The organism is Massilia sp. LC238, from assembly GCF_000735635.1.
Classification (GTDB): Bacteria; Pseudomonadota; Gammaproteobacteria; order Burkholderiales; family Burkholderiaceae_D; genus Telluria; species Telluria varians.
In genome coordinates this window covers 45,557-70,244 of sequence record NZ_JNNN01000077.1, presented here as the reverse complement: position 1 = coordinate 70,244, position 24,688 = coordinate 45,557, and the positions used below count along the sequence as shown (strand labels likewise).

The following is a 24,688-nucleotide window of genomic DNA, read 5'->3' as shown; positions in this document are numbered from 1 at the left end:
ACCAGCCTGGGCGATTTTGCAAGGGGGGCCTATGCTAAAATGTCGGCCACTCTTGCATACAGGAACCCCGCAGGTTCCCTTACCGTCTAAGGAACTTTGGAAATGGCTGGACACAGCAAATGGGCCAACATCAAGCATAAGAAAGCCGCTACCGACGCCAAGCGCGGCAAGATCTGGACGCGCCTGATCAAGGAGATCACCGTGGCCGCGCGCATGGGCGGCAGCGACGTCAACTCGAATCCGCGCCTGCGCCTGGCGGTCGAGAAGGCGGCCGACGCCAACATGCCGAAGGATAACGTCACCCGCGCGATCCAGCGCGGCGCCGGCGAACTCGAAGGCGTCAACTACGAGGAGATCCGCTACGAAGGCTACGGCATCGGCGGCGCCGCGATCATTGTCGACTGCCTGACCGACAACCGCGTGCGTACCGTGGCCGAAGTGCGCCACGCCTTCAACAAGTACGGCGGCAACATGGGCACCGAGGGTTCGGTCGCATTCATGTTCAAGCACGTCGGCCAGTTCCAGTTCGCGCCGGGCGTGGACGAGGACAAGCTGATGGAAGCCGCACTCGAAGCCGGCGCCGACGACGTGATGCAGGACGAGGAAGGCGGCTTCGAAGTGCTGTGCGACCCGTTCGCCTACGCCGGCGTGAAGGAAGCGCTGGAAAAGGCCGGCTTCAAGGCCGAGGTCTCGGAAGTCATCATGAAGCCGGACAACGAGACCGTGCTGACCGGCGAAGACGCCGTCAAGATGCAGAAAATCCTCGACGCGCTGGAAAACCTGGACGACGTCCAGGATGTCTACACCAACGCTGTCATCGACGAGTAAGCAGCAGCCGTCAAACTGTCGAAAACCGGCTGGCGCGCCAGCCGGATCCCCCGTAGCAACCAAGTAGGAACGCGCCCGTATGAAAATCCTCGTAGTCGGCTCTGGCGGCCGTGAACACGCCCTGTCCTGGAAACTGGCCCAATCGGAGCGTGTCCAGACCGTCTTCGTCGCCCCGGGCAACGGCGGCACCGCCCTCGACGCACGCCTGGTGACCGTCGAGATCACCGATCCTGCGGCCCTGGCCGACTTCGTCGTGGCCGAAGGCATCGCCCTGACCCTGGTCGGCCCGGAAGCGCCGCTGGCCGCCGGCATCGTCAACCTGTTCCGCACCCGCGGCCTGAAGATCTTCGGACCGACGAAAGAAGCGGCGCAGCTGGAAAGCTCGAAGGACTTCGCCAAGGCCTTCATGCAGCGCCACGGCATCCCGACCGCGAAATACCAGAGCTTCTCGGATGCGGCCCAGGCGCACGCCTACGTCGACGCCAACGGCGCCCCGATCGTCATCAAGGCCGACGGCCTGGCGGCCGGCAAGGGCGTGGTGGTGGCGATGACCCTGGACGAAGCGCACGCCGCGGTCGACCACATGCTGTCCGATAACGCCTTCGGCGACGCCGGCGCCCGCATCGTGATCGAGGAATTCCTGGCCGGCGAGGAAGCCAGCTTCATCGTCATGTGCGACGGCAAGAACGTGCTGCCGCTGGCGACCAGCCAGGACCACAAGCGCCTGAAGGACGCCGACGAAGGCCCGAACACCGGCGGCATGGGCGCCTATTCCCCCGCCCCGATCGTGACCCCGTCGATGCACGCGCGCGTGATGCGCGAGATCATCAACCCGACCATCCAGGGCATGGCCAAGGACGGCATCGTCTTCACCGGCTTCCTGTACGCCGGCCTGATGATCGACGCCGAAGGCAACCCGCGCACGCTGGAATTCAACTGCCGCATGGGCGACCCGGAGACGCAGCCGATCATGGCGCGCCTGAAGAGCGATTTCGCCACCGTGCTGGACCACGCCTGCAACGGCAGCCTGGATGCGGTCGAGCTGGAATGGGACCGCCGCACCGCAGTGGGTGTCGTGATGGCCGCCGCGGGCTATCCGGACAGCCCGCGCAAGGGCGACGTCATCGACGGTATCCCGGCCGAAACCCCGGAATGCGTCACCTTCCATGCCGGTACCCAGCTGGTGGCCGGCAGCCTGCAGACCAGCGGCGGACGCGTGCTATGCGTGGTCGGCCTGGGTGACAGCGTCAAGATGGCGCAGAAGCAGGCCTACGAGACGGTGGAGAAGATTCACTTCAACGGCGCGCAATACCGTCGCGACATCGGCTGGCGCGGCCTGAAATAAGACCAGCGCCGGGGGCAGGTGTACAATCTGCCCATTTTTCGCCGCCCACCCTGAACGCATGACCATCCCCGACCCGTCCGCCATCAAGACCTGGCTGCTCGACCTCCAGTCCCGTATCGTCGGCGCCCTGGAAGACATCGACGGCAAACCCTTCCTGGTCGATACCTGGGAGCGCCCGGAAGGCGGCGGCGGCATCTCGCGCCTGATCGAAGAAGGCAATGTGTTCGAGCGCGGCGGCTGCAACTTCTCGCACGTCACCGGCGCCAGCCTGCCGCCCTCGGCCATGGCCGCGCGTCCGGAACTGGCAGGCCGGGCCTGGGAAGCGATGGGCGTGTCGCTGGTGCTGCACCCGCGCAACCCCTACGCCCCGACCGTGCACATGAACGTGCGCTTCTTCGAAGCCACGCTTGAGGGCAAAGACCCGGTCTGGTGGTTCGGCGGCGGCATGGACCTGACGCCCTACTACGGCAACCAGGACGATGCGCGCCACTTCCACCAGGTCTGCCACGACGCGCTGGCGCCCTATGGCGCCGACCTGCACCCGCGCTTCAAGAAGTGGTGCGACGAGTACTTCTACCTGAAGCACCGCAAGGAGCCGCGCGGCGTGGGCGGCATCTTCTTCGACGACTTCAACGAGACCGGTTTCGATGATGCGTTCGCGATGGTGCGCAAGGTCGGCGACGGTTTCCTCGATGCCTACCTGCCGATCCTGCAGGCGCGCAAGGACACGCCCTACGGCGAGCGCGAACGCGACTTCCAGGCCTACCGCCGCGGACGCTATGTCGAGTTCAACCTGGTGTGGGACCGCGGCACGCTGTTCGGCCTGCAGTCGGGCGGCCGCACCGAGGCGATCCTGATGTCGATGCCGCCGATCGTGAAATGGCGCTACGACTGGCACCCGGAACCGGGCAGCCCGGAAGCGGCCTTGTATACCGACTTCCTCGTCCACCGGGACTGGCTGGCAGCGGGACCACATTCGTGAGTCAATGCATTGCCCTGCTGGGTGGCAGCTTCGACCCGGTACACCACGGCCACGTCGCGCTGGCCGCGCTGTTTGCCGAACTCCTTCAGCCGGACCAGCTGCGCATCCTGCCTGCGCGGCCGTGGCAGAAGAGCGCCCTGCAGGCCAGCGATTCCCAGCGCATCGAGATGCTCGAACTGGCTTTCGGCGGCCAGGCGTTCGCCGTCACCATCGACCTGCAGGAAATCGAACGCGGCAGCGCCACCTACACGGTCGAGACCCTGCGCGGGCTGCGCGCCGAACTCGGCGAGGACGCCTCGATCGTCTTCCTGATGGGCGCCGACCAGCTGCAGAAGCTCGACACCTGGCGCGACTGGAAGGAATTGTTCACGCTCGCGAACCTGGGCGTGGCGGCACGCCCGGGCTATGAACTGGACCAGGACAAGCTGCCCCCTGGCGTGGCGTCGGCACTCGCGGGGCGGCTGGCGACACCCGCGGAAGTGCGCGCCACGCCGCATGGCAAGGTTTGCCTGGCTCACACTTTGGCGGTTGATATTTCCGCCACCCAAGTCCGAAACACCTTGCGGACCGGCGCGGACCGAGGCACCGACCTTGGCGCGCTGGTTCCGCCGCAAGTGCTAGACTATATTCAACAACATAACTTATATAAAAGCTAATGGATATCAAGAAACTGCAAACCCTCGTCGTTGACGCCCTCGAAGACGTCAAGGGCCAGGAGATCGTCCTGTTCGACACGACGCACCTGACCAGCCTGTTCGACCGCATCGCGGTCGTCTCGGGCACCTCGAACCGCCAGACCAAGGCGCTGGCCGCTTCGGTACGCGACAAGGTCAAGGCAGCAGGCGGCGACGTGGTCGGCATGGAAGGCGAGGACACCGGCGAATGGGTGCTGGTCGACCTGGGCGACATGATCGTCCACATCATGCAGCCGGCCATCCGCCAGTACTACCGCCTGGAAGAAATCTGGGGCGAGAAGCCGGTCAAGCTGGGCGCGGCCAAGCGCAAGTCGACGCCGGAAGCGGCCGAAGCAGCCGAATCGAAACCGAAGTCGAAGCACCTGGCCGCCAACAAGGACGAGCCGGAAGCCAAGCCGGTCAACGAGCGCAGCCCGGCCGCGCGCAAGGCTGCCGCCAAGACCGCCGCCAAGACCACCGCCGCCAAGAAGCCGGCCGCCAAGAAGGTCCCGACCGGCAAGACCGTGAAGGTCGCACCGAGCAAGAGCGAAGTCGCCGCCGTCGAAGCCACCAAGGCCAAGCCGCCGAAGCGTACCCCGAAGGCCGCAGCCCCTGCCGATGCAGAGCCGGTGAAAAAAGTGATCCGCCGCGTGAAGAAGGCCGCCGAGTAAGCCTTTTATGCAGCTGATCATTGCCGCGGTCGGGCACAAGATGCCGGCCTGGATCGAATCCGGGTTCGGCGAATACACGAAGCGCATGCCGCCCGAGCTGCGCATCGTGCTCAAGGAAATCAAGCCGGTCGAGCGCTCGGGCAGCAAGACCGCCGCCACCGCGATGGCGCTCGAGCGCGAGCGCATCGAGGCCGTCCTGCCGAAAGGCGTGCGCATCATCGCACTGGACGAGCGCGGCAAGGACCTGACCAGCGTCGGCCTGTCCCGGATGCTGGAGAACTGGCAGCAGGACGGACGCGATACCGCCTTCCTGATCGGCGGCGCCGACGGGCTCGATCCCGAACTGAAGGCGCGCGCCGAAGGCATGATCCGCATCTCCAGCATGACGCTGCCGCACGGAATCGTGCGCGTCATGCTGGCGGAACAGTTGTACCGTGCCTGGTCCATCACCCAGAACCACCCGTACCATCGCGTGTGATTGCGCGCCATCCATGAAACCCACCGACAAGAAAATCTACCTCGCCTCGAAGAGCCCGCGCAGGCGCGAGCTGCTGCGCCAGGTCGGCGTGGAATTCGAGCTGCTGATGCTGCGCAGCGACCCGGCGCGCGGCGTGGACGTCAGCGAAGACGTGCTGCCGGGCGAAGACCCGCACGCCTACGTGGCGCGCGTCGCCAAGGAGAAAGGCGCCTTCGCCTGGAACATGCTGCAGATGCGCCGCCAGCCGCTGCGTCCCATCCTGACCGCCGACACCACCGTCACCATCGACGGCGAGATCCTCGGCAAGCCGGCCGACAACAAGGAAGCCGTGGCCATGCTCGAGCGCCTGTCCGGCCGCACCCACCAGGTGCTGACCTCGGTGGCGGTCCATGCCGAGCGCGTGGCGGAACAGGTCACCCAGGTGTCGAACGTGCGCTTCGCCGCCTTGAGCCCGGCGCAGATCCGCGCCTACTGCGCCACGACCGAACCCTACGACAAGGCGGGCGGCTACGGCATCCAGGGCCTGGCCGCGCTGTTCGTCGAGCACATCGAAGGCAGCCATTCGGGGATCATGGGCCTGCCGATCTTCGAGACGGCCCAGCTTCTGCGCAAAGCCGGCTACAACGTCTGACCGTCCGCTTATCCGTGGGCCGGCGGCGAACCGCCTGCCTATGAATTACGCCGCCCGTGTATGATGTCGCTCTGAACAATACTGCACGGCCGGCCATGAACGAAGACATCCTCATCAACATCACCCCGCAGGAAACGCGCGTGGCGCTGATCCTGCAGGGCGCTGTGCAGGAACTGCACATCGAGCGCACCCTCACGCGCGGGTTGGCGGGGAATGTCTATCTCGGCAAGGTCGTGCGCGTGCTGCCGGGCATGCAGTCGGCCTTCATCGACATCGGCCTGGAACGCGCGGCCTTCCTGCACGTCGCCGACATCTGGGAAGCGCGCAACCACGAAGGCCCCAACGGCGCCCTGGCCGCGCCCACGCCGATCGAAAAGCTGCTGTTCGACGGCCAGGTGCTGACCGTGCAGGTCATCAAGGACCCGATCGGCACCAAGGGCGCGCGCCTGTCGACCCAGATCTCGATCGCCGGCCGCATGCTGGTCTACCTGCCGCAGGACCATCACATCGGCATCTCGCAGAAGATCGAGAAGGAAGCCGACCGCGAACACCTGCGCACCCGCTTGTCCAGCCTGCTCCCGAAGGAAGAAAAGGGCGGCTACATCGTGCGCACCCAGGCAGAGGAAGCCTCGGACGCCGACCTGGCGGCCGATGTCGACTACCTGCGCAAGACCTGGGCCGCGGTTCAGCAGGGCGCGCGCACCCGGCCGCCGACTTCCCTGCTCTACCAGGACCTGAACCTGGCCCAGCGCGTGCTGCGCGACTTCGTGCACGACGAGACCGCGACCATCCAGGTGGATTCGCGCGAGAACTACAACATGCTGGTCGAATTCGCGCAGGTCTATACGCCGAGCGTGCTGTCGCGCCTCACCCATTACACCGGCGAGCGTCCGCTGTTCGACCTCTACGGCGTCGAAGAAGAAATCCTGCGCGCGCTGGGCCGCCGCGTCGATCTGAAGAGCGGCGGCTACCTGATCGTCGACCAGACCGAGGCGATGACCACCATCGACGTCAACACCGGCGGCTACGTCGGCGGGCGCAACTTCGCCGACACCATCTTCAAGACCAACCTGGAAGCGGCCCACGCCATCGCGCGCCAGCTGCGCCTGCGCAACCTGGGCGGCATCATCATCCTCGACTTCATCGACATGGAGAACAACGAGCACCGCAACGCCGTGCTCGCGGAACTCAAGAAGACCCTGGCGCGCGACCGCACCAAGGTCTCGGTGAGCGGCTTCTCGGCCCTCGGCCTGGTCGAGATGACCCGCAAGCGCACGCGCGAATCGCTGGCCCACATCCTGTGCGAGCCCTGCCCGGCCTGCAGCGGGAAGGGGCAAGTGAAAACCTCGCGCACGATCTGCTACGAGATCCTGCGCGAGCTGCTGCGCGAAGCCAAGCAGTTCAACCCGCGCGAGTTCCGCATCGTCGCCTCGCAGGAAGTGGTCGACCTGTTCCTGGAAGAGGAGTCGCAGCACCTGGCCATGCTGGGCGACTTCATCGGCAAGCGCATTTCCTTACAGGTGGAAAAGGGTTACCACCAGGAACAATACGACGTGATCCTGATGTAACAATCGGGCGGCTACCAAACCCGAGGCGGGTATGATGTACTCCACATGAGCACATCAGGGCACCCGATGAACACCGAACCCACAGTAAAACTGGTAAAAGACGAGGCCCCGGCGCCGGTGAAGGCCGCGCGGGTGCGCCTGAAGCGCAAGATGCGCATGGAAGACGCGCTGCAATGCATCGGCCTGAACTGCATGGCGCAGATCGAGGCCAACGTCTCCGGCGTGCTGGCGCAGGACGGCGAGAGCCTGCACCAGATGCGCGTCGGCCTGCGCCGCCTGCGCGCCCTGCTCGGCATGTTCCGCGAACTGGCGCCGCTGCCGCCCGAACTCCGGGAAGAACTCGACTGGCTGGCGAGCGAACTGGGCGCCACGCGCGACTGGGACGTACTGGCCGGCACCACGCTCCCGACGATCAACGGCATCGCTACCCACGCCCTGCAGGCGGCCGCGCAGGAACATGCGCGCGCTCTGCACAAGAACCTGCTGCCCACCCTGCATTCGGAGCGTTATACCCAGCTGATGCTGCAGATGAACGACTGGCTGCACGGCCGCCAGTGGCGCCCTGGCGCCGGCCTGCCGCAGGACGACCCGCTGGCACGGCCGGCCCTGGACGGCCTGGTGCCGCTCGTCCGCAAGGCGCAGAAGCGCCTGCGCAAGCGCATAGGAGCGCTCGATGAAAACGATGCACCGGCCCGGCACCGGGTGCGCATCGCCGCCAAGAAGGCGCGCTATGCGGCCGAATTTTTCCGTGACCTGCTGCCGAAAAAAGAGGTCAAGCGCTATATCAAGTGCCTCTCCAGCGTGCAGGACCGGCTTGGCCACCTGAACGACCTGGCGGTGGCAAGCCGCCTGCTGCCCGAGCTCGAAAACCATGGACACGCGCACGACGGCGCGTATGCGCGCGGCTGGGTTGGCGGAACCGCATCAGCCGCTGCCCACGGCCTGCGCGAGGCGCTCGACAAGGTCGCGCGCCTGAAGCTCGCGTAGGCATGCCGCGCGCGGCACCAAGCGGCCGCGGTGTAGCATGGGTCCATGAACCCACCTGCCCCCATCCGCATCGACGTCTGGAGCGACTACGTCTGCCCCTTCTGCTACCTCGAACTGCCGCCGATCCGGCGCCTGCAGGAGCAGTACCAAGGGCAAGTCGAGGTGGTCTGGCGCGCCTTCGAGCTGCGCCCGGATCCCAAGCCCACGCTCGACCCGGACGGCGAATACCTGCACACGACCTGGAACCGTTCGGTGTATCCGATGGCGGCCGAGCGCGGCATGACGCTCAAGCTGCCGCCGGTGCAGCCGCGCAGCCGCCTGGCCTTCGAAGCTGTCGCCCATGCCCGCGAGCAAGGCCGCTTCGATGCCATGCACGAGGCCCTGTTCCGCGCCTTCTTCGAGGACGGCCGCGACATCGGCGATGTTGCCGTGCTGGCCGACATTGGCGCCGAAAGCGGTGTCGAGCGGCAGGGCCTTCTCGAAGCGCTGGAGAGCGGCCGCCATACCGCCGCAGTGCACGCGGACCAGCAGCTGGCTCATTCGCTCGGCGTCGCCGGCGTGCCGATCATGGTGTTCCGCCCGGCAGGCGCCGGCTGGGAACAGGCTTTTGGCGTGCGCGGCGCCGCGCCCTACGAGACGATGGAATCGGCGCTCAGGCAGGTGCTGGGCGAATCGGCCGGCTAGCTGCCGCACAGGGACCGGGACCCGCGCCCGTGTCAGCGGTATTCGAGGCGACCGTCGCGCAGCTTCAGGCGGCGGATGCCCGGCAGCCCGATCAGATCGCGGTCGTGGCAGGCCATCACCACGCTGCTGCCCTGCTCGAGCAAGGTGGGGATCAGCTCGATGACCTGCTCGCGCGCCGGGCCGTCGAGGTTGGCCGTGGGTTCGTCGAGCAGCAGCAGGCGCGGCTGCAGCACCCGCGCCCGCGCCAGGGCCACGCGCTGCTTCTCGCCGCCGGACAGGCGTGCGGGATCGGTGTCGCGCAGGTGCGCCACGCCGGCCCAGGCCATCGCGTCCTCGACCCTGGGCGCCACGCTGCGCCGGCTCTCGCCGCGCGCCAGCAGGCCGTAGGCGATGTTGTGGGCGACGCTGGTCGAGAACATGATCGGGTGCTGGTGCACGAACACGATGGCGCGCCGCAACGCTTGCGGATAAGGATGCAGCGGCATGCTGCGGCCGTCGAAGTCGACCGTGCAGGCGTCAACGCGCTCCAGGCCGGCGAGCATGCGCAGCAGCGTCGACTTGCCGGCCCCGTTCACGCCGGTCAGCACGTAGGCCGTGCCCGCCTCGATGGCCAGCTGCTCGATCTCGAACAGCGTGCGCTCGCCATGGCGCTTGCGCAGGCCGTGCAGGGTCAGCAGCGGGTTCACCGGCGTCCTCCCGCCGTGTGGGCTTCGCCCTGCAGCAGCACCAGCGCGCCGTTCATCAGGAGTGCCAGCGAGACCAGCACGATGCCCAGCGCGATCCCTTGCGCGAACTCGCCCTTGCTGGTTTCCAGCGCGATGGCGGTGGTGATGGTACGCGTCTGCCCTTCGATGTTCCCGCCTACCATCAGGGCGCAGCCGACTTCCGAGATCACGCGGCCGAAGCCGCTGATGACGGCCGCCATCACGCCGTAGCGCGCCTCGTGCAGCACCGTGACCATGACGCGCCAGCGGGAAGCGCCATGGGCGATCGCCGTCTCGGCATAGCGCGGGTCGGCCGCCTGCACCGCCGCCAGAGTAAACGCCAGCAGCACCGGCAGCCCGATCACCATCTGGCCGAGGATTACGCCTTCCTGGGTGAACAGCCATTCGAGACCGCCCATCGGGCCGCGCCGCGACAACAGCAGGTAGAGCAGCAGGCCGATCAGGACGGTGGGCAGCGACAGCGCGGCCTGGGCCAGCCAGATGGCGATGCGCCGTCCCGGAAAGCGGTGCATGGCGATGACGTAGCCGAGGAAGACCGCCGGCGGGGCCGCCAGCAGCAGCCCGAGGATGCTGGTCTTGAGCGAGACCCAGACGATGCGCCATAGCGCCTCGTCGCCGCTGAACAGCAGCGCGAAGGCGTGCATCGTTGCGTCCAGCAGGGACATCAGGCGTGCTTTGGCGCGTGGAATGGTGCGTTGAGCGGCTCGAGCAGCTCCGGCTCGAACACCAGGCGCTCGTGCCCGGCCAGCAGCAGGAAATGCTTGCCCGAGCAGCGCGCCAGCAGCGACATGCCGACCCGTTCCGCCACCATGTGGCCCATCTGGGTAGTGCCGGAGCGCGATAGCAGGAAGGGAATGCCCATCTGGGCGCCCTTGATCACCATCTCGGAGGTCAGGCGCCCGGTGGTGTAGAACACCTTGTCCCCACCCTCCAGGCCGTCGAGCCACATCAGGCCGGCGATGGCGTCCACCGCGTTGTGGCGGCCGACGTCTTCGACGAAGTACAGCAATTCCCCATCGTGCGAGAACAGCGCGCAGCCGTGCACCGAGCCGGCCTGCTTGTAGACCGACTGCTGGGTGCGAATCAGCTCGACGATGCGGTAGACAACCGACTGCGGCAGGCGCGCATCCTCGGGCAGCGTGATCTGGTCGACCTCGTCCATCAGCCCGCCGAACACCGAGCCCTGCCCGCAACCGGTGGTGACGACTTTCTTCGCCGTGCGCTCCTCGATATCGAGAATGCCGCTTCGGGTCACGACCGCCACCGCATCGACCGACCAGTCGACCTGGATCGAGACGATGTCCTCGAGCGTGCGTACCAGGCGCTGGTTGCGCAGGTAGCCCAGGGTCAGGGCTTCGGGCGCGCCGCCCAGGGTCATCAGGGTGACGATCTCGCGCTTGTCCACGTACACGGTGAGCGGGCGCTCGGCGGGAATGTGGATGCTGGAGGGACGGCCGCGTTCGTCCACGGCCGTGACCTCCTGCGTCAGGCAGGCGTGCGCCTCGGACAGGACAGGACGATAAGGGGGCAAGTCAGGGCAGTTCATGTTGCCAATTGTGCCATGCCCGCCAATATTTGGCCGCCACCGTAGCTTCCCTGCGGCGCGACTTCGCCGCCGGGCGTCAACTTGATGGCGCAATACTTGAACTCCGGAATCTTTCCGAAAGGATCGAGCGCTGCATTGGTCAGGCGGTTGATCGCCGCTTCGTAATAACAGAAGGGCACGAAGATCGCGCCCACCGGCGAACTGTCGTCGGCCCGTGCGTACAGCACCACTTCGCCGCGGCGCGAAGCGATCGTGACGGGCTGGCCCGGCTGGATGCCCATTCGTTCCAGATCGAGCGGATGGACCAGCGCCACCGGATCGGGCTCGATCGCATCGAGCACCGTGGCGCGCCGCGTCATGCTGCCGGTATGCCAGTGCTCGAGCTGGCGGCCCGTGATCAGGACCATCGGGTAGTCGCTATCGGGCCGCTCGTCGGCCGGGATGATGTCGGCCGGAACGAACCGCGCCCTGCCGCCTTCGCGCGGGAACAATTCGGTGAACACCACCGGCTGGCCCACGTCGCCCTCGTTCATGCAGGGATAGACCACCGCGCCTTCCTGCTCCAGGCGCTCCCAGGTGATGCCGCCGATGCTGGCCATGGTGTGACGCATCTCGTCGAACACTTCCGACACGTGGCCATAGTTCCAGTTCAAGCCAAGGCGCTTCGCCATCTGCTGGATGATCCACAGGTCCTGTTTCGCCTCGCCCGGCGGGTCGATCGCCTGGCGGCCCAGCTGGACCAAGCGATCGGTATTGGTGAAGGTGCCGGTCTTTTCCGGGAAGGCGGATGCCGGCAGGATCACGTCCGCCAGGTAGGCCGTCTCGGTCAGGAAGATGTCCTGCACCACCAGGTGCTCGAGCGCAGCCAGCGCGGCGCGCGCATGGTTGGCGTCGGGGTCGGACATGGCCGGGTTCTCGCCCATGATGTACATGCCGCGGATCTGCCCGGCATCGATGGCGTCCATGATCTCGACCACGGTCAGGCCCGGCTTCGGGTCGAGGGTGGCGCCCCAGGCCTGCTCGAAGCGCGCACGCGCCGCCGGGTTGTCCACGCGCTGGTAGTCTGGCAGCATCATCGGAATCAGGCCGGCGTCGGACGCCCCCTGCACGTTGTTCTGGCCGCGCAGCGGATGCAGGCCGGTGCCGGGACGGCCGATCTGGCCGGTCATCAAGGACAGCGCGATCAGGCAGCGTGCGTTATCCGTGCCGTGCACGTGCTGCGACACGCCCATGCCCCACAGGATCATCGAGCCCTGCGAGGTGGCGTACAGGCGCGCCACGTAGCGGATGGTGTCGGCATCGATGCCGCAGATCGGCGCCATCGCCTCCGGGCTGTACTCGGCCACATTGGCTTCCAGCTCGGCGTAGCCGATGGTGCGGCTGGCGATGAAGTCCCGGTCGACCAGTTTTTCGGTGACGATCACGTGCATCATCGCATTGAGCAGCGCGACGTCGGTGTCGGGCTCGAACTGCAGGTAGCGATGCGCGTGGCGCGCCAGCTCGGAGCGGCGCGGATCCATCACGATCAGCTTGGCCCCGGCCTTGACCGCGTTCTTGATCCAGGTCGCGGCCACCGGGTGGTTGACGGTCGGGTTGGCGCCGATCACGACGATCACCTCGGCGCGCGTCACGTCCATCACCGGGTTCGACACCGCGCCCGAGCCGATCCCTTCCAGCAGGGCCGATACCGAGGAGGCGTGGCACAGGCGGGTGCAGTGGTCGACGTTGTTGGTCCCGAAGCCCGTGCGCACCAGCTTCTGGAACAGATAGGCTTCCTCGTTGCTGCCCTTGGCCGAGCCGAAGCCGGCCAGGGCCGCGCCACCGTGCGCGTCGCGGATGCCGGCCAGCCTGCCGCCGGCAAGCGCCAGGGCTTCTTCCCAGCTCGCTTCGCGGAACACCTCCAGCACGCGCTCCGGGTCCATGGTGAAGTCGCCCGACTTGGGCACGCCTTCGCGGCGGATCAAGGGCCTGGTCAGGCGCTGCGGATGGTGCGCGTAATCGAAGCCGTAGCGCCCCTTGACGCACAGGCGGCCCAGGTTGGCCGGTCCCTTGCGCCCCTCCACGTACAGGATCTTGTTGTCCTTCACGTTGTAGGTCAGCTGGCAGCCGACGCCGCAGTAGGGGCAGACCGAATCGACCTGTTTGTCGGGAATGTCGAGGGCCACTTCGCGCGCCGGCATCAGGGCGCCGGTCGGGCAGGCCTGCACGCATTCGCCGCAGGCCACGCAGGTGCTTGCGCCAAGAGGGTCGTCCTGGTCGAACACGATCCTGGTCTCTTGCCCGCGGAAGGCCAGGCCGATCACATCGTTGACCTGCTCGTCGCGGCAGGCGCGCACGCAGCGCGTGCACTGGATGCAGGCGTCCAGGTTGACGGTGATGGCGGCATGGGTCGCGTCACGCTGCGGCTGGCGGCGGCTTGGCGTGAAACGCGGCTTCTCGATGCCGAGCTTTTCCGCCCACAGGTCGACTTCGTTCCTGCGGGTGTACTCGGCCTCGGGCATGTCGGACAACAAGAGCTCGAGCACCATCTTCTGGGCGGCCAGTGCGCGCGGACTGTCGGTCGTGACCTTCATGCCGGCGCTCGGATGGCGGCAGCACGAAGGCGCGAGCACGCGCTCGCCGTCGATCTCGACCATGCAGGAGCGGCAGTTGCCGACCGCCTCCAGGCCTTCCTTGTAGCACAGGCGCGGTATATCGACGCCTTCGCGCGCCGCGACCTCGATCAGGGTTTCCTGCGGCAGAGCCTCGACCTCGCGGCCGTTCAGCGCAAAGCGCACGGTGGGGATGCTGGCGTTCATGCGCCCTCCAGTTCATGCGGGAAGTAGCGGATCACGCAATCGAAGGGATTCGGCGCCGCCTGCCCCAGGCCGCAGATCGAGGCATCACGCATCACCTGCGACAGTTCGCCCAGCAATGGCGTATCCCAGCGTGGCTGGTCCATCAGCGCCAGCGCCTTGGCGGTGCCGCTGCGGCAGGGCGTGCACTGGCCGCAGGACTCGTGTCTGAAGAAGGCCAGCAGATTGCGCGCCGCCGCCACCGCGCTGTCGTGCTGCGACAGCACGATCACCGCCGCCGAACCGATGAAGCAGCCGTAGGCTTGCAAGGTGTCGAAGTCGAGCGGGATCGCATTCATCGAGGCCGGCAGGATGCCGCCCGAGGCACCACCCGGCAGGTAGGCATACAGGCGGTGCCCTTCCAGCATACCGCCGCAATACTCGTCGATCAGCTCCTGTACCGTGATGCCGGCCGGGGCAAGCTTGACGCCCGGCTCGCGCACCCGCCCCGAGACCGAGAACGAGCGCAGCCCCTGCCGCCCGTTGCGCCCTTGCCCCGCGAACCAGGCCGCGCCGTTCTCGAGGATGGCGCGCACCCAGTACAGCGTCTCGAAGTTGTGGACCAGGGTCGGCCGGTCGAACAGCCCCTGCTGGGCCACGTAGGGAGGACGCAGGCGCGGCATGCCGCGCTTGCCTTCGATCGATTCGATCATCGCCGACTCTTCGCCGCAGATGTAGGCGCCGGCGCCGCGGCGCACATGCACCTGCGGCAGTCCCTCGCCCGGCGGCGCCGCGAACAGGCGCTTCAGTTCATGGTCGAGGATGGCGCGGCAGCCGTGGTATTCGTCGCGCAGGTAGATGTAGACCGCCTCGACGCCGGCCGCCCAGGCCGCCACCAGCATGCCCTCCAGGAAGCGGTGCGGGTCGCGTTCGAGATAGTACCGGTCCTTGAAGGTGCCGGGCTCGCCTTCATCGAGGTTCACGGCCATCAGGCGCGGGCCGGGCTGCTCGCGCACCAGGCGCCACTTGCGCCCGGCCGGAAAGCCCGCGCCGCCCAGGCCGCGCAGGCCGGAGGCCTCCATCTCCCTGAGGACATCGTCGACCTGGCGCCGGCCCGCCATGCAGTCGGCCAGCAGGCGGTAGCCGCCCGCTTCGCGATAGTCCTGGTACGCCAGCCAGGGCTCGGGTTGGTGCCGCACTTGTCCCGTGGCGACCTTCCCCAGCACCGCGTCGAGCGTCGCCTGCGGCACCGGGTGCTGGCCGACCACGGCCGCGGGCGCCTGTTCGCAGCGGCCGATGCAGGGCGTCGGGAGCACGCGTACTTCGGCGCCGAGCAGCGCCGGCAGGCGCGCCAGCAACTCGTTCGAGCCCGCCATCGCGCAGGACAGGCTGTCGCACACGCGCACCGTCAATGCGGGCGGGGCAGCCTCGCCCTCGCGCAGCACGTCGAAGTGGTGATAGAAGGTGGCGACCTCGAAGACCTCGGCCTGGGCCATGCGCAGCTCCTGCGCCAGCGCGGCCAGGTGGGCGGCCGGCAGCGCCTTCAGGCCGTCCTGCAGCAGGTGCAGGCATTCGATGAGCAGGTCGCGGCGGCGCGGCATGCCGCCAAGGAACGCCTGCACCTCGCTCAAGGCCTGCGGGTCGACCTGGCGGCCCTTGGGCGCCTCGCGCTTGCGCTGGCGGCTGGCGCCCCCGCTGTCGCCAATGCGGGCGATCGGAATGATGGGGTGGTTCATGTGGACATCCCTGTTGTGGTCCGGATCTGTCGCCGGTTGCAATGAGTATAAACCCGGCGGCGCACGGTGGAACGCTTGCCTGGCGTGCGCGACAGAGGTATAAAGCCGCCCATGATCGATCCAGCCGCCCTGCCCTCCCGTATTTCCGACATCGTCCGCATCCAGGCCGCACGGTCACCGCAAGCCCCGGCGCTCGCCGAAGGCGGACAGCTGTGGACTTATGCCGAACTGGAGCGCGAAACGGATCGCTACGCCGGCCTGCTGCGCGCGCTGGGCGTACGCCCCGGCGACCGCGTCATGCTGGTGAGCGAGAACTGCATGGCCCAGGTGGCCCTGCTGTTCGCCATCGCCAGCCTCGACGCCTGGAGCGTGAACGTCAATGCCCGCCTGAGCGGGGGCGAACTGGCCGCGATCCGCGCCCACAGCACGCCGCGCCGGGTGCTCTACACCACGGCGGCATCGAACGATGCGCTGGCCCATGCCAGGTGCGACGGCGCGGCGGCATGCGGCGAGCTGATGGCCGGGCCGCTCGACCCCGCCGCCCTGCCGGAGCCGGTATCTCCCGGCGGCGCCCAGGTGGCGGCGCTGGTCTATACCACCGGCACCACCGGCCAGCCCAAGGGCGTCATGCTGACCCATGCCAACCTGCTGTTCGTCGCCGCCACCTCGAGCCTGCTGCGCGGCCTGCAGCCTTCCGACCATGCCAGCGGCGTGCTGCCGATCTCGCACGTGTATGGCCTCAGCTCGGTCATGCTCGGCACGCTGTACGCGGGCGCCTGCCTGCACCTGATGCCGCGTTTTTCCGCCGAGGCGCTGCTGGCGCAGATCCGTGCCGGCGAGCTGAGCATCGTGCAGGGTGTCCCGGCCATGTATGCGCGCCTGCTGGCGCTCGCCGGGGGCGAACCGGTCCGGTCGCGCCTGCGCTTCTGCTACGCCGGCGGCTCGCCGCTGGACCCGGCCCTCAAGCGCGAGGTCGAACGCGTGTTCGGGCTGCCCCTGCACAACGGCTACGGCCTGACCGAGAGCGGCCCGACCGTGTCCCAGACCCGCCTGGACGCTCCGCGCGGCGACACCGCGGTGGGCCATCCGATCCCCGGGGTCGAAGTGCGCATCGACGCGGCGACGGGCGAGCTGTGGGTGCGCGGGCCGAACGTGATGACGGGCTACTACCGTGATCCGGCGCAGACCAGCGCCACCCTGCGACCCGGCGGCTGGCTGGCCACCGGCGACGTCGCGACCCGGGGCGAGGACGGCGCGCTGTTCATTGCCGGGCGCCTGAAGGAACTCATCATCCGCTCGGGTTTCAATGTCTATCCACTGGAAGTGGAGACGGCGCTCAACAGCCACCCGGCCGTGCTGCAGTCGGCGGTGGTCGGCCGGCCGCTTGCCGGCGGCGAGGAAGAGGTGGTGGCCTTCGTGGAGAAAGCGGAGGAAGTCGATGCGGCCGCGCTGCAGGACTGGCTGCGCGCGCGCCTGGCGCCCTACAAGCGGCCGTCGCGCATCGTGTTCATGGATGCGCTGCCGGCAGCGCCGAGCGGCAAGATATTGAAGAGACGGCTAACCGTATAAGCTCAACGGCGCCGCTTTTTCCAGTTGTAGTCCGGCCCCGTCACGTCCACGCCCGGATGGCCGACCAGGTCCGGATGCTCCGACGACATCGTGATGAAGCGCACGCCCTCCCCTTCGCGCTGGCGCGCGCGCAGCACTTCCATGTACTGCATCGCCTCCACCATGGCCGTGGTCTCGAACAGCTTCTGGTGCGGCGTGCATTTGTCGGCTTCGACGATCGTCCAGTACACCATGTACATCATGCCCTCCTTGTCGGGACATATTGTCGCCGCTCCGCGACCTGTGCGGCGCACCGGTCGCCCCACGTTTCCATACTTATAGAAATTTCCAGTTAGCAGAAGTTAGCGACCGAAACGAGGATTTTGCGCACAAATGTAGGACTGGTCCGAAATGTCCTTTTTATGTGGGCTAGTTCACACAACTCGTCGCATGCGGCCATTAGGCTTTAGGCTGTCTTCACAAACAGCGGGTCATAACATGAACACAACGATGGTTTCCCAGCCGGACCACACCCCTGATCTCGAGCTCTGGGGAGGGCTCGAATGCACGGTCAACCGCGTGCGCGACAATTACTTCAGCCAGATGGAGCGCAACGGCCACGCCGAGCGCCTGCAGGACATCGACCGTTTTGCCTCCTTGGGCATCAAGGCCATCCGCTATCCGGTGCTGTGGGAGCGCACCGCGCCCGATGGCATCGAGTCCGCCGACTGGTCATGGTCCGACGAACGCCTGCCGGCCCTGCAGCAGCTGGGCGTCACGCCCATCGTCGGCCTCCTTCACCATGGCAGCGGACCACGCGACACCAGCCTGGTCGATCCCGCCTTCCCCGAAAAGCTCGCCGAGTACGCCGGCGCGGTAGCCCGTCGCTACCCCTGGGCCGAGTACTACACCCCGGTCAACGAACCTTTGACCACGGCGCGCTTTTCCGGTCTGGCAGGCGTCTGGTACCCGCACGGCAGCGATGAATCCACCTTCATCCGCGCCCTGATCAACGAGTGCCGCGCCACCGTGCTGGCGATGCGCGCGATCCGCGAAGTCAACCCGGACGCCAAGCTGGTCGCGACCGACGACCTGTCCAAGACCTACGGCACGCCCGAGATGCAGGAAGTGGTCAGCTTCTTCAACGAACGCCGCTGGCTGGGCTGGGACCTGCTGTGCGGGAAGGTCGACCAGCACCACACACTATGGGACTACCTGCTGGAGTCGAACGCCACCGAGGAAGAGCTGCTCTGGTTCCGCGACAACCCCTGCCCGCCCGACATCATCGGCGTCAACTATTATGCCACCAGCGAACGCTGGCTCGACCACCGTCCGGAGCGCTATCCGGAGAACCGGCGCCATGTCTACCGGGGCATCCCGCACGCCGACATCGAGACGCCGCGCGCACTGGCCACGCCGACGCCGGGCATCGGACCGCTGTTGATGGAAACCTGGGAACGCTACGGCCTGCCGATCGCCATCACCGAAGCGCACATCGACGCCAACCGCGAAGACCAGATGCGCTGGCTGCTCGAGATCTGGAACGCGGCGCGCAGCGCACGCCAACAGGGCGCCGACGTGCGCGCGGTGACGGTCTGGGCCCTCCTCGGCTCCTACGACTGGAACTGCCTGGTCACCGAGTGCCGCGGCTACTACGAACCGGGCCCGTTCGACGTGCGCGGCGGCGAACCGCGCCCGACCGCCGTCGCCACCCTGATGCGCGAACTGTCCAGCGGACGTCCGCTAACCAACCCGGTGCTGCAGGGCGAAGGCTGGTGGCGCCGCCCGGGCCGCTTCTTCTGCAAGCCGGTGGCGACCCGCACCGCGGTGGCCGACATCGCGATCCGCAGCCAGTTCAAGTCGAGCGTGGTGCAGCCGATCCTGATCACCGGCGCCACCGGGACCCTGGGCTCGGCCTATGCCCGCATCTGCGAGAACCGCAATCTGGCCTACCGCGTGCTGACGCGCCAGGAGATGGACATCACCGACCCGGCTTCGGTGGAGGCGGCGATCCTGCGCTACAAGCCGTGGGCGATCATCAATGCGGGCGGCTACGTGCGCGTGGACGAGGCCGAGGGCGATTCCGAACGCTGCATGCGCGAGAACACGCTGGGCGCGACGATCCTGGCACTGGCCTGCATCCGCCACCAGCTGCGCTTCATGACCTTCTCCACCGACCTGGTCTTCGACGGCACCAAAGGCGCGCCCTATGTCGAGTCGGACGCCCTCAATCCGCTCGGCGTGTACGGCCGCAGCAAGATGGAGGCCGAGCAGCGCGTGCTGGACGCCGACCCGCAGGCCCTGGTGATTCGCACCAGCGCCTTCTTCGGGCCCTGGGACCGGCACAACTTCGTCACGCAGGCGCTCAATGCGTTGGAAAGCGGCCAGCCCTTCCAGGCCGCAGGCGACATGGTGGTCTCGCCGACCTACGTGCCGGACCTGGTCAACGTCTCGCTCGACCTCCTGATCGACCGCGAACGCGGCGTCTGGCACCTGACCAATGCCGAGGCGCTCACCTGGGCCGAACTGGCCAAGCGCGCCTGCGAGGCGGCGGGCGTGGATCACGCCAGGCTGGAAGTGGTGTCGAGCGAGGCCTGCGGGCACCTGGCGCGCCGGCCGGAATACAGCGCCCTGTCGAGCGAGCGGGCCATGATGCTGCCGTCGCTGGACGATGCGCTGCGCCGGTATGTGGAAGCGGTGCAGGACCGGGCGCATGGGCGCGATGCGGAAGTGCCGGGGGAAGCGGCGCATTACGCCAGCTGAGGTTGTAACGTCAAAAACAACTTGGGGGGAACAATGCCCATGGCATTGTTCCCGCCTTCGCCGGGACGACGTGCTAAAGGTGCAGGCCACAAACGCTGTTTCGACCTGCTGCCTGAAAACCGTCGTCCCGGCGCAGGCCGGGACCCAATTTTGTATGCGTTACCAGTAGCTTACGAACTCGCCTCGTCCGCCGCCACGAACTGCAGCCGGTACAGATTCGCATACATCCCGTTCGCATCGAGCAGTTCCGCATGCGTGCCCTGCTCGACGATGCGGCCGTGCTCCATCACCACGATCCGGTCGGCGCGCTCGATGGTCGAGAGCCGGTGCGCGATCACGATGGTGGTGCGTCCCGACATCAAGGTCTCCAGCGCCGCCTGCACCGCGCGCTCGGACTCGTTGTCGAGCGCCGAGGTGGCTTCGTCCAGGATCAGGATCGGCGCATCCTTGTAGATCGCGCGCGCGATCGCCACGCGCTGGCGCTGGCCGCCCGACAGGCGCATGCCGTTCTCGCCGATGCGCGTCTCCACGCCGTCTTCCAGCTTGGCCACCACGTCCGTCAGGTGCGCGGCCCTGACCGCCGCCGCCAGGCGTTCGTAGTCGATCTTCTCCGCGCCGTAGGCGATGTTGGCCGCCAGCGTGTCGTCGAACAGCACCACGTTCTGGCTCACCATCGCCAGCTGCGCGCGCAGGCTGGCCAGCTTGACGTCCGGGTAAGGCACGCCGTCGAGCAGCAGGCGCCCGCTTTCCGGATCGTAGAAACGCGTCACCAGGTTGACGAAAGTGGACTTGCCGCCGCCCGACACGCCCACCAGCGCCACCGTCTGGCCCGGCTGCACGTCCAGCGTGACCTCGCTCAGGGCCTGGCTGGCCGCGTTCGGATAGCGGAACGAGACGTTCTCGAAACGCAGGTGGCCTCTCGCCCGGCCCAGCTCCCGCGTGCCGGTATCGCGCTCGGCCGGGGAGTCGATCAGGCCGAACACCGTCTCGGCCGCCGCGATCCCGCGCTGCATCGGGCCGTTGACCTCGGCCAGCGACTTCATGGGCGTCAGCAGCATCAGCATCATGGTCACGAACTGGACGAACTCGCCCTGGGTCATGTTGGCCTGGATCGCCAGCACCACCACCAGCGACAGCGCCATCGAGGTGGCGATCTGGGTCACCGGGGTGGTGGCCGCAAACGCGACCGTCATGCGCTGCGAGAAGCCGCGCAGCGCTTCGCTGCGCGCATGGAAGCGCGTACGCTCGTAGCGCTCGCCCGAGAACACGCGGATCACCTGGTGGCCGCGCGTGGCTTCTTCCACCACCTGGGTCAGCTCGGCCGTCACGCGCAGGTTCTCGCGGTTCAGGCGACGCAGGCGGCCGGTGGTGGTGCGCACGATCACGGCGGTCAGCGGGATCACGATGATCGCCACCAGGGTCAGCTTCCAGTTCAGGTAGAGCAGCGTGCCGAGCAGGCCGATCACGACCAGGGTATCGCGCACGCAGGCCACGAACACCGACTGCAGCATGTCCACCACCTGGCGCACCTCGTTCACCACGACATTGATGATCTTGCCGGTCGACTCTTCATGGAAGCGCGCCACCGGCAGCCTGAGCACGCGGTCGAAGACCATCGCGCGCAGGTCGTTCAGCACGCGGCTGGTGACCCAGTTGTTCAGGTAGGCGGTCGAGAAGGTGCCGATGCCGCGCAGGATAAAGATCGACACCAGCACGCCGGGAATCCACCACAGGCTGAACGGTACCTTCTCCTCGAAGCCGAGGTCGATCAGCAGCTGCAGGGCCTTGCCGAGCAGCGGCTGGGTGGCGGCGGTGAGCGCCATCGACAGCAGCGCCAGCCAGGCCCGCGTCTGGTAGGGCTTGACCACCGCCAGCAGGCGTTTGATGATGACCTTGTTTTCCAATTTATTGTCCACGTTGTGTTCCCATACCGGCCTGCGCGTCGGCTTTCGCGGTCAGGCAGAAGCCCATCAGGAGAGCCACCATGAGCACGTAGAACATGGTGCCCTTCAAGGACCAGAAGATGACTTCGGTGAGGCCGAAGCCGAAATAAGCGAGCACCACCAGCATGCCCGCCAGGGCCGGGGCGAACTGGGGCATCCCGCGGCGCGAGCCGCCTCCGATGGCGCGCGCGAAGAAGGCGAAAGGCGCGGCCAGGATGCCGGCATACGCGAGCAGCCCGAACACGCCGCCGGTCGCCTGCGCCTGCAGGATATCGTTGTGCAGGTGGTGGCCGAACTCGAGGATCACGTCCTGGACCTTGCCCTGCTGCGCCAGCTCGCGCAGCCCGGCGCGCACGCCCTCGGGGGTACGCCCGAACCAGGGTTCTTCCGCGATCAGGTAGCGGGCGCCCTTCCATAGCTCGAGGCGGATGCCGACGTTCGAGAAGGCACTGCCGCCATCGAGCCATACCTGGACGTCGTGCATGCCCTGGTCCATCCGTTCCTGCACGCCGAAGGCGGGGATGAAGAAGGTCGAGGCGAACAGCGCGAAGCTGCCGACCAGCAGCAGGCGCACGCGCCGGCTCTGCAGCAGGCGCGCGTAGGTCAGGAACAGGATGGCCGCCAGCACCAGCGCGATCCAGCCGCCGCGGGTGCCGCTGATGACCGTCGCGCCCAGGCCCGCCAGCGCGCCGAGCGCCGGGAAGATCGCCTTGCGGGTGCTGTGGCGGTAGTCGATGGCGGCCGCCAGCGCCACCAGCGCCAGGCACAATGCGATGTCGCCGAAGGTAATCGAATTGAGCCAGCCGCCCGGGCGGTAGATATCGAGCACGAAGCGTTGCCAGGCGATGAAGGGCAGCGCGCCCAGGGCGCCGAGGATCACGCCCCACCACAGCCAGGCGCGCGCGGGACGCGCCAGCACCACCAGCATGAGGGCGCTGAATCCCAGGAGCATGCGCGAGGGCTTGTCGAGGTAGCTCCAGTCGGCCTCGGGACGCGCCAGCACGAAGGCCAGCGCCAGTAGGAAATAGTAGCCGAAGGCCGCCAGCACCCAGCGGATCTCGCGCCAATGCGGCGCCATCGCAGCCCAGGCCTTGCGCGGTACGCACAGCAGCGCAAGCACGAAGACGAGACTGGAAAAGCCGATGCCGGACGGGGTGATGAGGCTAAGGAAAGGGAACAGGAAAACCAGGAAGCCGATCCAACGCTGCATCGGCACCCCGATTTTCGTCTGATTATTGTTCATTCATGTTCTTGTGGGATACTCTTGCCAAGCTTGAGCACGTGTTAATTGGACTTCCATGCAGCAAACCCCGACCATCTCTGTCGTGATCACCACATACAACCGCCCGGACGCACTCGAAGCGGTCGTGGAGGCCTGTTTCATGCAGGATGACAAGAATTTTGAAATCATTATCGCTGATGACGGCTCGACTGCCAACACGCGGGAAACCGTCGCCGCCCTGGCAGCGCGCTCGCCCGTGCCGCTCAAGCACGTGTGGCAGCCGGACCAAGGCTTCCGCGCCGCGATGGCGCGCAACCGCGGCACGCTGGCGGCAACCGGCAACTATATCATCTTCCTGGACGGCGACTGCGTGCCGCAGCGCGACTTCATCCGGCGCCACCGGCAGCTGGCGCGGCCGGGCTTCCTGGTCGCCGGCAGCCGCATCCTCCTGAGCCAGGCGCTGACCGAACGCGTCCTGCGCGAACGCATCGACGTGGCCGGCATGCCCCTGCTGGACCGCCTGCGCTGCCGCCTGCGCGGCGACATGAACAAGGTGCTGCAGACGATGCTGCGCTGGCCCGACCTCGGCCGGGTACGGCGCCGGTTCAGCTGGCGCCGCATCAAGAGCTGCAACCTGGCCGTCTGGCGCGCGGACCTGGAGAAGGTCAACGGTTTCGACGAGAGTTTCGTGGGCTGGGGCCACGAGGATGCCGACCTGGTGCTGCGCCTGTTCCATGCCGGCGTGCTGCGCAAGGACGGCGCCCTGGCCACCGAGGTGCTGCACCTGTGGCACCGGGAAGCCAGGCGCGACGAGGAATCGAGCAACCGCAAGGTGGTGCTGGAGCGGGCTGCAACCAGGACGGTCCAGGCGGTGCGCGGACTGCGCGAGCACCGGGAGCCCGCGTTCCGGGCATGAGAGCGGCCCTCGTCAGGCACCCATGCTATCTACTGCAGCCGCCGGGACGGCGAGCGCACTGCGGCGCATGCGCATTTCGGCGATCGTGAGCGCATAGGCCGCGACGACCACCGCCGCCGATGCGCTGACGGAGTGGGCGGGAAACGCAAACCAGACCGCGACCAGGCCGGCCGAGCGCAGGATCGCATGGCGATAGCCGAGTGGATGGCCGATGATCCAGGAATAGACCATCCAGTGCAGCCCGAGTGCGATGCCGAGACTGAGCGGGACGAACTCGGGCGCCCGCATCAGCAGAGGAATGTGTACTGCCCACAGCAGGTTGACCATCAGGACGCAGACGCCCATCAACTTGGCCAGCGGATTGGCATTTTCCAGCAACTGTTCACCACGCAGCCTGGCAATCGCCATCGCCAGCGGAAAGATCGCACCGGTCGCGAACACCAGCGCCAGGATGGCGGCCTTCGGCGGCAGGAGTATTCCCAGGACGCCGACGACGCACCAGACCAGCATGCCGGCGATCGGCAAGGACATGGCGCCCTTGGAGCGCTCGTCGAAATCCGCGCGAAGTTGAGTCAGTGTCTGCATGGCCAGGGTCCCCATCATATTGTTGTACATACATGAAAATGTAGCACGGTCGATGCCGTAGTGGAAGGAATGCCCCGCTAAT

Annotated in this window: 22 protein-coding genes; 13 read left to right on the top strand and 9 right to left on the bottom strand. The window is 67.1% G+C overall.

Going from position 1 to position 24,688, the window contains the following annotated elements; all coding sequences use genetic code 11:
- Nucleotides 1-102 precede the first annotated feature (102 nt).
- The 10 genes from FG94_RS21145 to FG94_RS21100 all read left to right on the top strand — a co-directional run bounded on the left by FG94_RS21145 (nt 103) and on the right by FG94_RS21100 (nt 8,848).
- Nucleotides 103-828: a YebC/PmpR family DNA-binding transcriptional regulator gene (locus tag FG94_RS21145; RefSeq protein WP_036215836.1), complete on the top strand. Its 726-nt coding sequence runs from the start codon at nt 103-105 to the stop codon at nt 826-828.
- Nucleotides 829-907: 79 nt separating this feature from the next.
- On the top strand, nt 908-2,173 hold the full coding sequence (gene purD, locus FG94_RS21140) for a phosphoribosylamine--glycine ligase (RefSeq protein ID WP_036215833.1): 1,266 nt from the start codon (nt 908-910) through the stop codon (nt 2,171-2,173).
- 58 nt (nt 2,174-2,231) lie between these two features.
- The gene (gene hemF / locus FG94_RS21135; protein WP_036215831.1) at nt 2,232-3,155 is read left to right on the top strand and encodes an oxygen-dependent coproporphyrinogen oxidase; all 924 of its coding nucleotides are present in this window, start codon (nt 2,232-2,234) and stop codon (nt 3,153-3,155) included.
- A complete protein-coding gene (locus FG94_RS21130) occupies nt 3,152-3,811 on the top strand; it encodes a nicotinate-nucleotide adenylyltransferase (protein WP_036215828.1) in 660 nt (219 codons plus the stop codon). The genes hemF and FG94_RS21130 overlap by 4 nt, the downstream gene beginning before the upstream one ends.
- Complete coding sequence (gene rsfS, locus FG94_RS21125; RefSeq protein ID WP_036215826.1) at nt 3,811-4,500, top strand: ribosome silencing factor; 690 nt, start codon at nt 3,811-3,813, stop codon at nt 4,498-4,500. Before FG94_RS21130 ends, rsfS begins: the two co-directional genes overlap by 1 nt.
- A 7-nt stretch (nt 4,501-4,507) precedes the next feature.
- The gene (rlmH, locus tag FG94_RS21120; protein ID WP_036215824.1) at nt 4,508-4,978 is read left to right on the top strand and encodes a 23S rRNA (pseudouridine(1915)-N(3))-methyltransferase RlmH; all 471 of its coding nucleotides are present in this window, start codon (nt 4,508-4,510) and stop codon (nt 4,976-4,978) included.
- A gap of 13 nt (nt 4,979-4,991) precedes the next feature.
- A complete protein-coding gene (locus FG94_RS21115; RefSeq protein ID WP_036215821.1) occupies nt 4,992-5,609 on the top strand; it encodes a nucleoside triphosphate pyrophosphatase in 618 nt (205 codons plus the stop codon).
- 95 nt (nt 5,610-5,704) lie between these two features.
- Entirely contained in the window at nt 5,705-7,177 is a 1,473-nt protein-coding gene (gene rng / locus FG94_RS21110; RefSeq protein WP_036215819.1) for a ribonuclease G, read from the top strand.
- Between the two features lie 66 nt (nt 7,178-7,243).
- Nucleotides 7,244-8,164 (top strand): CHAD domain-containing protein, encoded by a 921-nt coding sequence (locus FG94_RS21105; RefSeq protein ID WP_051996974.1) that lies wholly within the window; start codon nt 7,244-7,246, stop codon nt 8,162-8,164.
- Nucleotides 8,165-8,209: 45 nt separating this feature from the next.
- On the top strand, nt 8,210-8,848 hold the full coding sequence (locus FG94_RS21100) for a DsbA family protein (protein ID WP_036215817.1): 639 nt from the start codon (nt 8,210-8,212) through the stop codon (nt 8,846-8,848).
- Nucleotides 8,849-8,880: 32 nt separating this feature from the next.
- Here the strand turns inward: FG94_RS21100 and FG94_RS21095 are convergent, their stop codons facing one another.
- From FG94_RS21095 to FG94_RS21075, 5 genes are read right to left on the bottom strand one after another with little or no spacing between them, the layout of a single operon-like run.
- Complete coding sequence (locus FG94_RS21095) at nt 8,881-9,534, bottom strand: ATP-binding cassette domain-containing protein (RefSeq protein ID WP_036215814.1); 654 nt, start codon at nt 9,532-9,534, stop codon at nt 8,881-8,883.
- Nucleotides 9,531-10,238 (bottom strand): ABC transporter permease, encoded by a 708-nt coding sequence (locus tag FG94_RS21090; protein WP_027867778.1) that lies wholly within the window; start codon nt 10,236-10,238, stop codon nt 9,531-9,533. The genes FG94_RS21095 and FG94_RS21090 overlap by 4 nt, the downstream gene beginning before the upstream one ends.
- Complete coding sequence (locus tag FG94_RS21085; RefSeq protein WP_036215812.1) at nt 10,238-11,119, bottom strand: formate dehydrogenase accessory sulfurtransferase FdhD; 882 nt, start codon at nt 11,117-11,119, stop codon at nt 10,238-10,240. The genes FG94_RS21090 and FG94_RS21085 overlap by 1 nt, the downstream gene beginning before the upstream one ends.
- Nucleotides 11,116-13,917, bottom strand: a complete 2,802-nt coding sequence (fdhF, locus tag FG94_RS21080; RefSeq protein WP_036215810.1) for a formate dehydrogenase subunit alpha — start codon at nt 13,915-13,917, stop codon at nt 11,116-11,118. The genes FG94_RS21085 and fdhF overlap by 4 nt, the downstream gene beginning before the upstream one ends.
- Nucleotides 13,914-15,629: an NADH-ubiquinone oxidoreductase-F iron-sulfur binding region domain-containing protein gene (locus FG94_RS21075; protein WP_036215808.1), complete on the bottom strand. Its 1,716-nt coding sequence runs from the start codon at nt 15,627-15,629 to the stop codon at nt 13,914-13,916. The genes fdhF and FG94_RS21075 overlap by 4 nt, the downstream gene beginning before the upstream one ends.
- 111 nt (nt 15,630-15,740) lie before the next feature.
- Between FG94_RS21075 and FG94_RS21070 the strand changes: the two genes are divergently transcribed.
- Nucleotides 15,741-17,198 (top strand): class I adenylate-forming enzyme family protein, encoded by a 1,458-nt coding sequence (locus tag FG94_RS21070; protein WP_036215806.1) that lies wholly within the window; start codon nt 15,741-15,743, stop codon nt 17,196-17,198.
- 2 nt (nt 17,199-17,200) lie between these two features.
- Here the strand turns inward: FG94_RS21070 and FG94_RS21065 are convergent, their stop codons facing one another.
- Nucleotides 17,201-17,440: a hypothetical protein gene (locus tag FG94_RS21065; RefSeq protein ID WP_229446017.1), complete on the bottom strand. Its 240-nt coding sequence runs from the start codon at nt 17,438-17,440 to the stop codon at nt 17,201-17,203.
- A 235-nt stretch (nt 17,441-17,675) separates the two neighbouring features.
- On the opposite strand from FG94_RS21065, the gene FG94_RS21060 reads away from it, so the two are divergent.
- The gene (locus FG94_RS21060) at nt 17,676-19,940 is read left to right on the top strand and encodes a family 1 glycosylhydrolase (protein WP_051996973.1); all 2,265 of its coding nucleotides are present in this window, start codon (nt 17,676-17,678) and stop codon (nt 19,938-19,940) included.
- Nucleotides 19,941-20,110: 170 nt separating this feature from the next.
- Here the strand turns inward: FG94_RS21060 and msbA are convergent, their stop codons facing one another.
- A complete protein-coding gene (gene msbA, locus FG94_RS21055) occupies nt 20,111-21,856 on the bottom strand; it encodes a lipid A export permease/ATP-binding protein MsbA (RefSeq protein ID WP_267872343.1) in 1,746 nt (581 codons plus the stop codon).
- Nucleotides 21,846-23,126 (bottom strand): O-antigen ligase, encoded by a 1,281-nt coding sequence (locus FG94_RS21050; protein WP_036215802.1) that lies wholly within the window; start codon nt 23,124-23,126, stop codon nt 21,846-21,848. Before FG94_RS21050 ends, msbA begins: the two co-directional genes overlap by 11 nt.
- Before the next feature lie 55 nt (nt 23,127-23,181).
- On the opposite strand from FG94_RS21050, the gene FG94_RS21045 reads away from it, so the two are divergent.
- On the top strand, nt 23,182-24,021 hold the full coding sequence (locus FG94_RS21045) for a glycosyltransferase family 2 protein (protein WP_036215799.1): 840 nt from the start codon (nt 23,182-23,184) through the stop codon (nt 24,019-24,021).
- A gap of 12 nt (nt 24,022-24,033) precedes the next feature.
- On the opposite strand, the gene FG94_RS21040 is transcribed toward FG94_RS21045, so the two are convergent.
- Complete coding sequence (locus FG94_RS21040) at nt 24,034-24,606, bottom strand: hypothetical protein (protein ID WP_051996981.1); 573 nt, start codon at nt 24,604-24,606, stop codon at nt 24,034-24,036.
- Between the last annotated feature and the right edge of the window lie 82 nt (nt 24,607-24,688).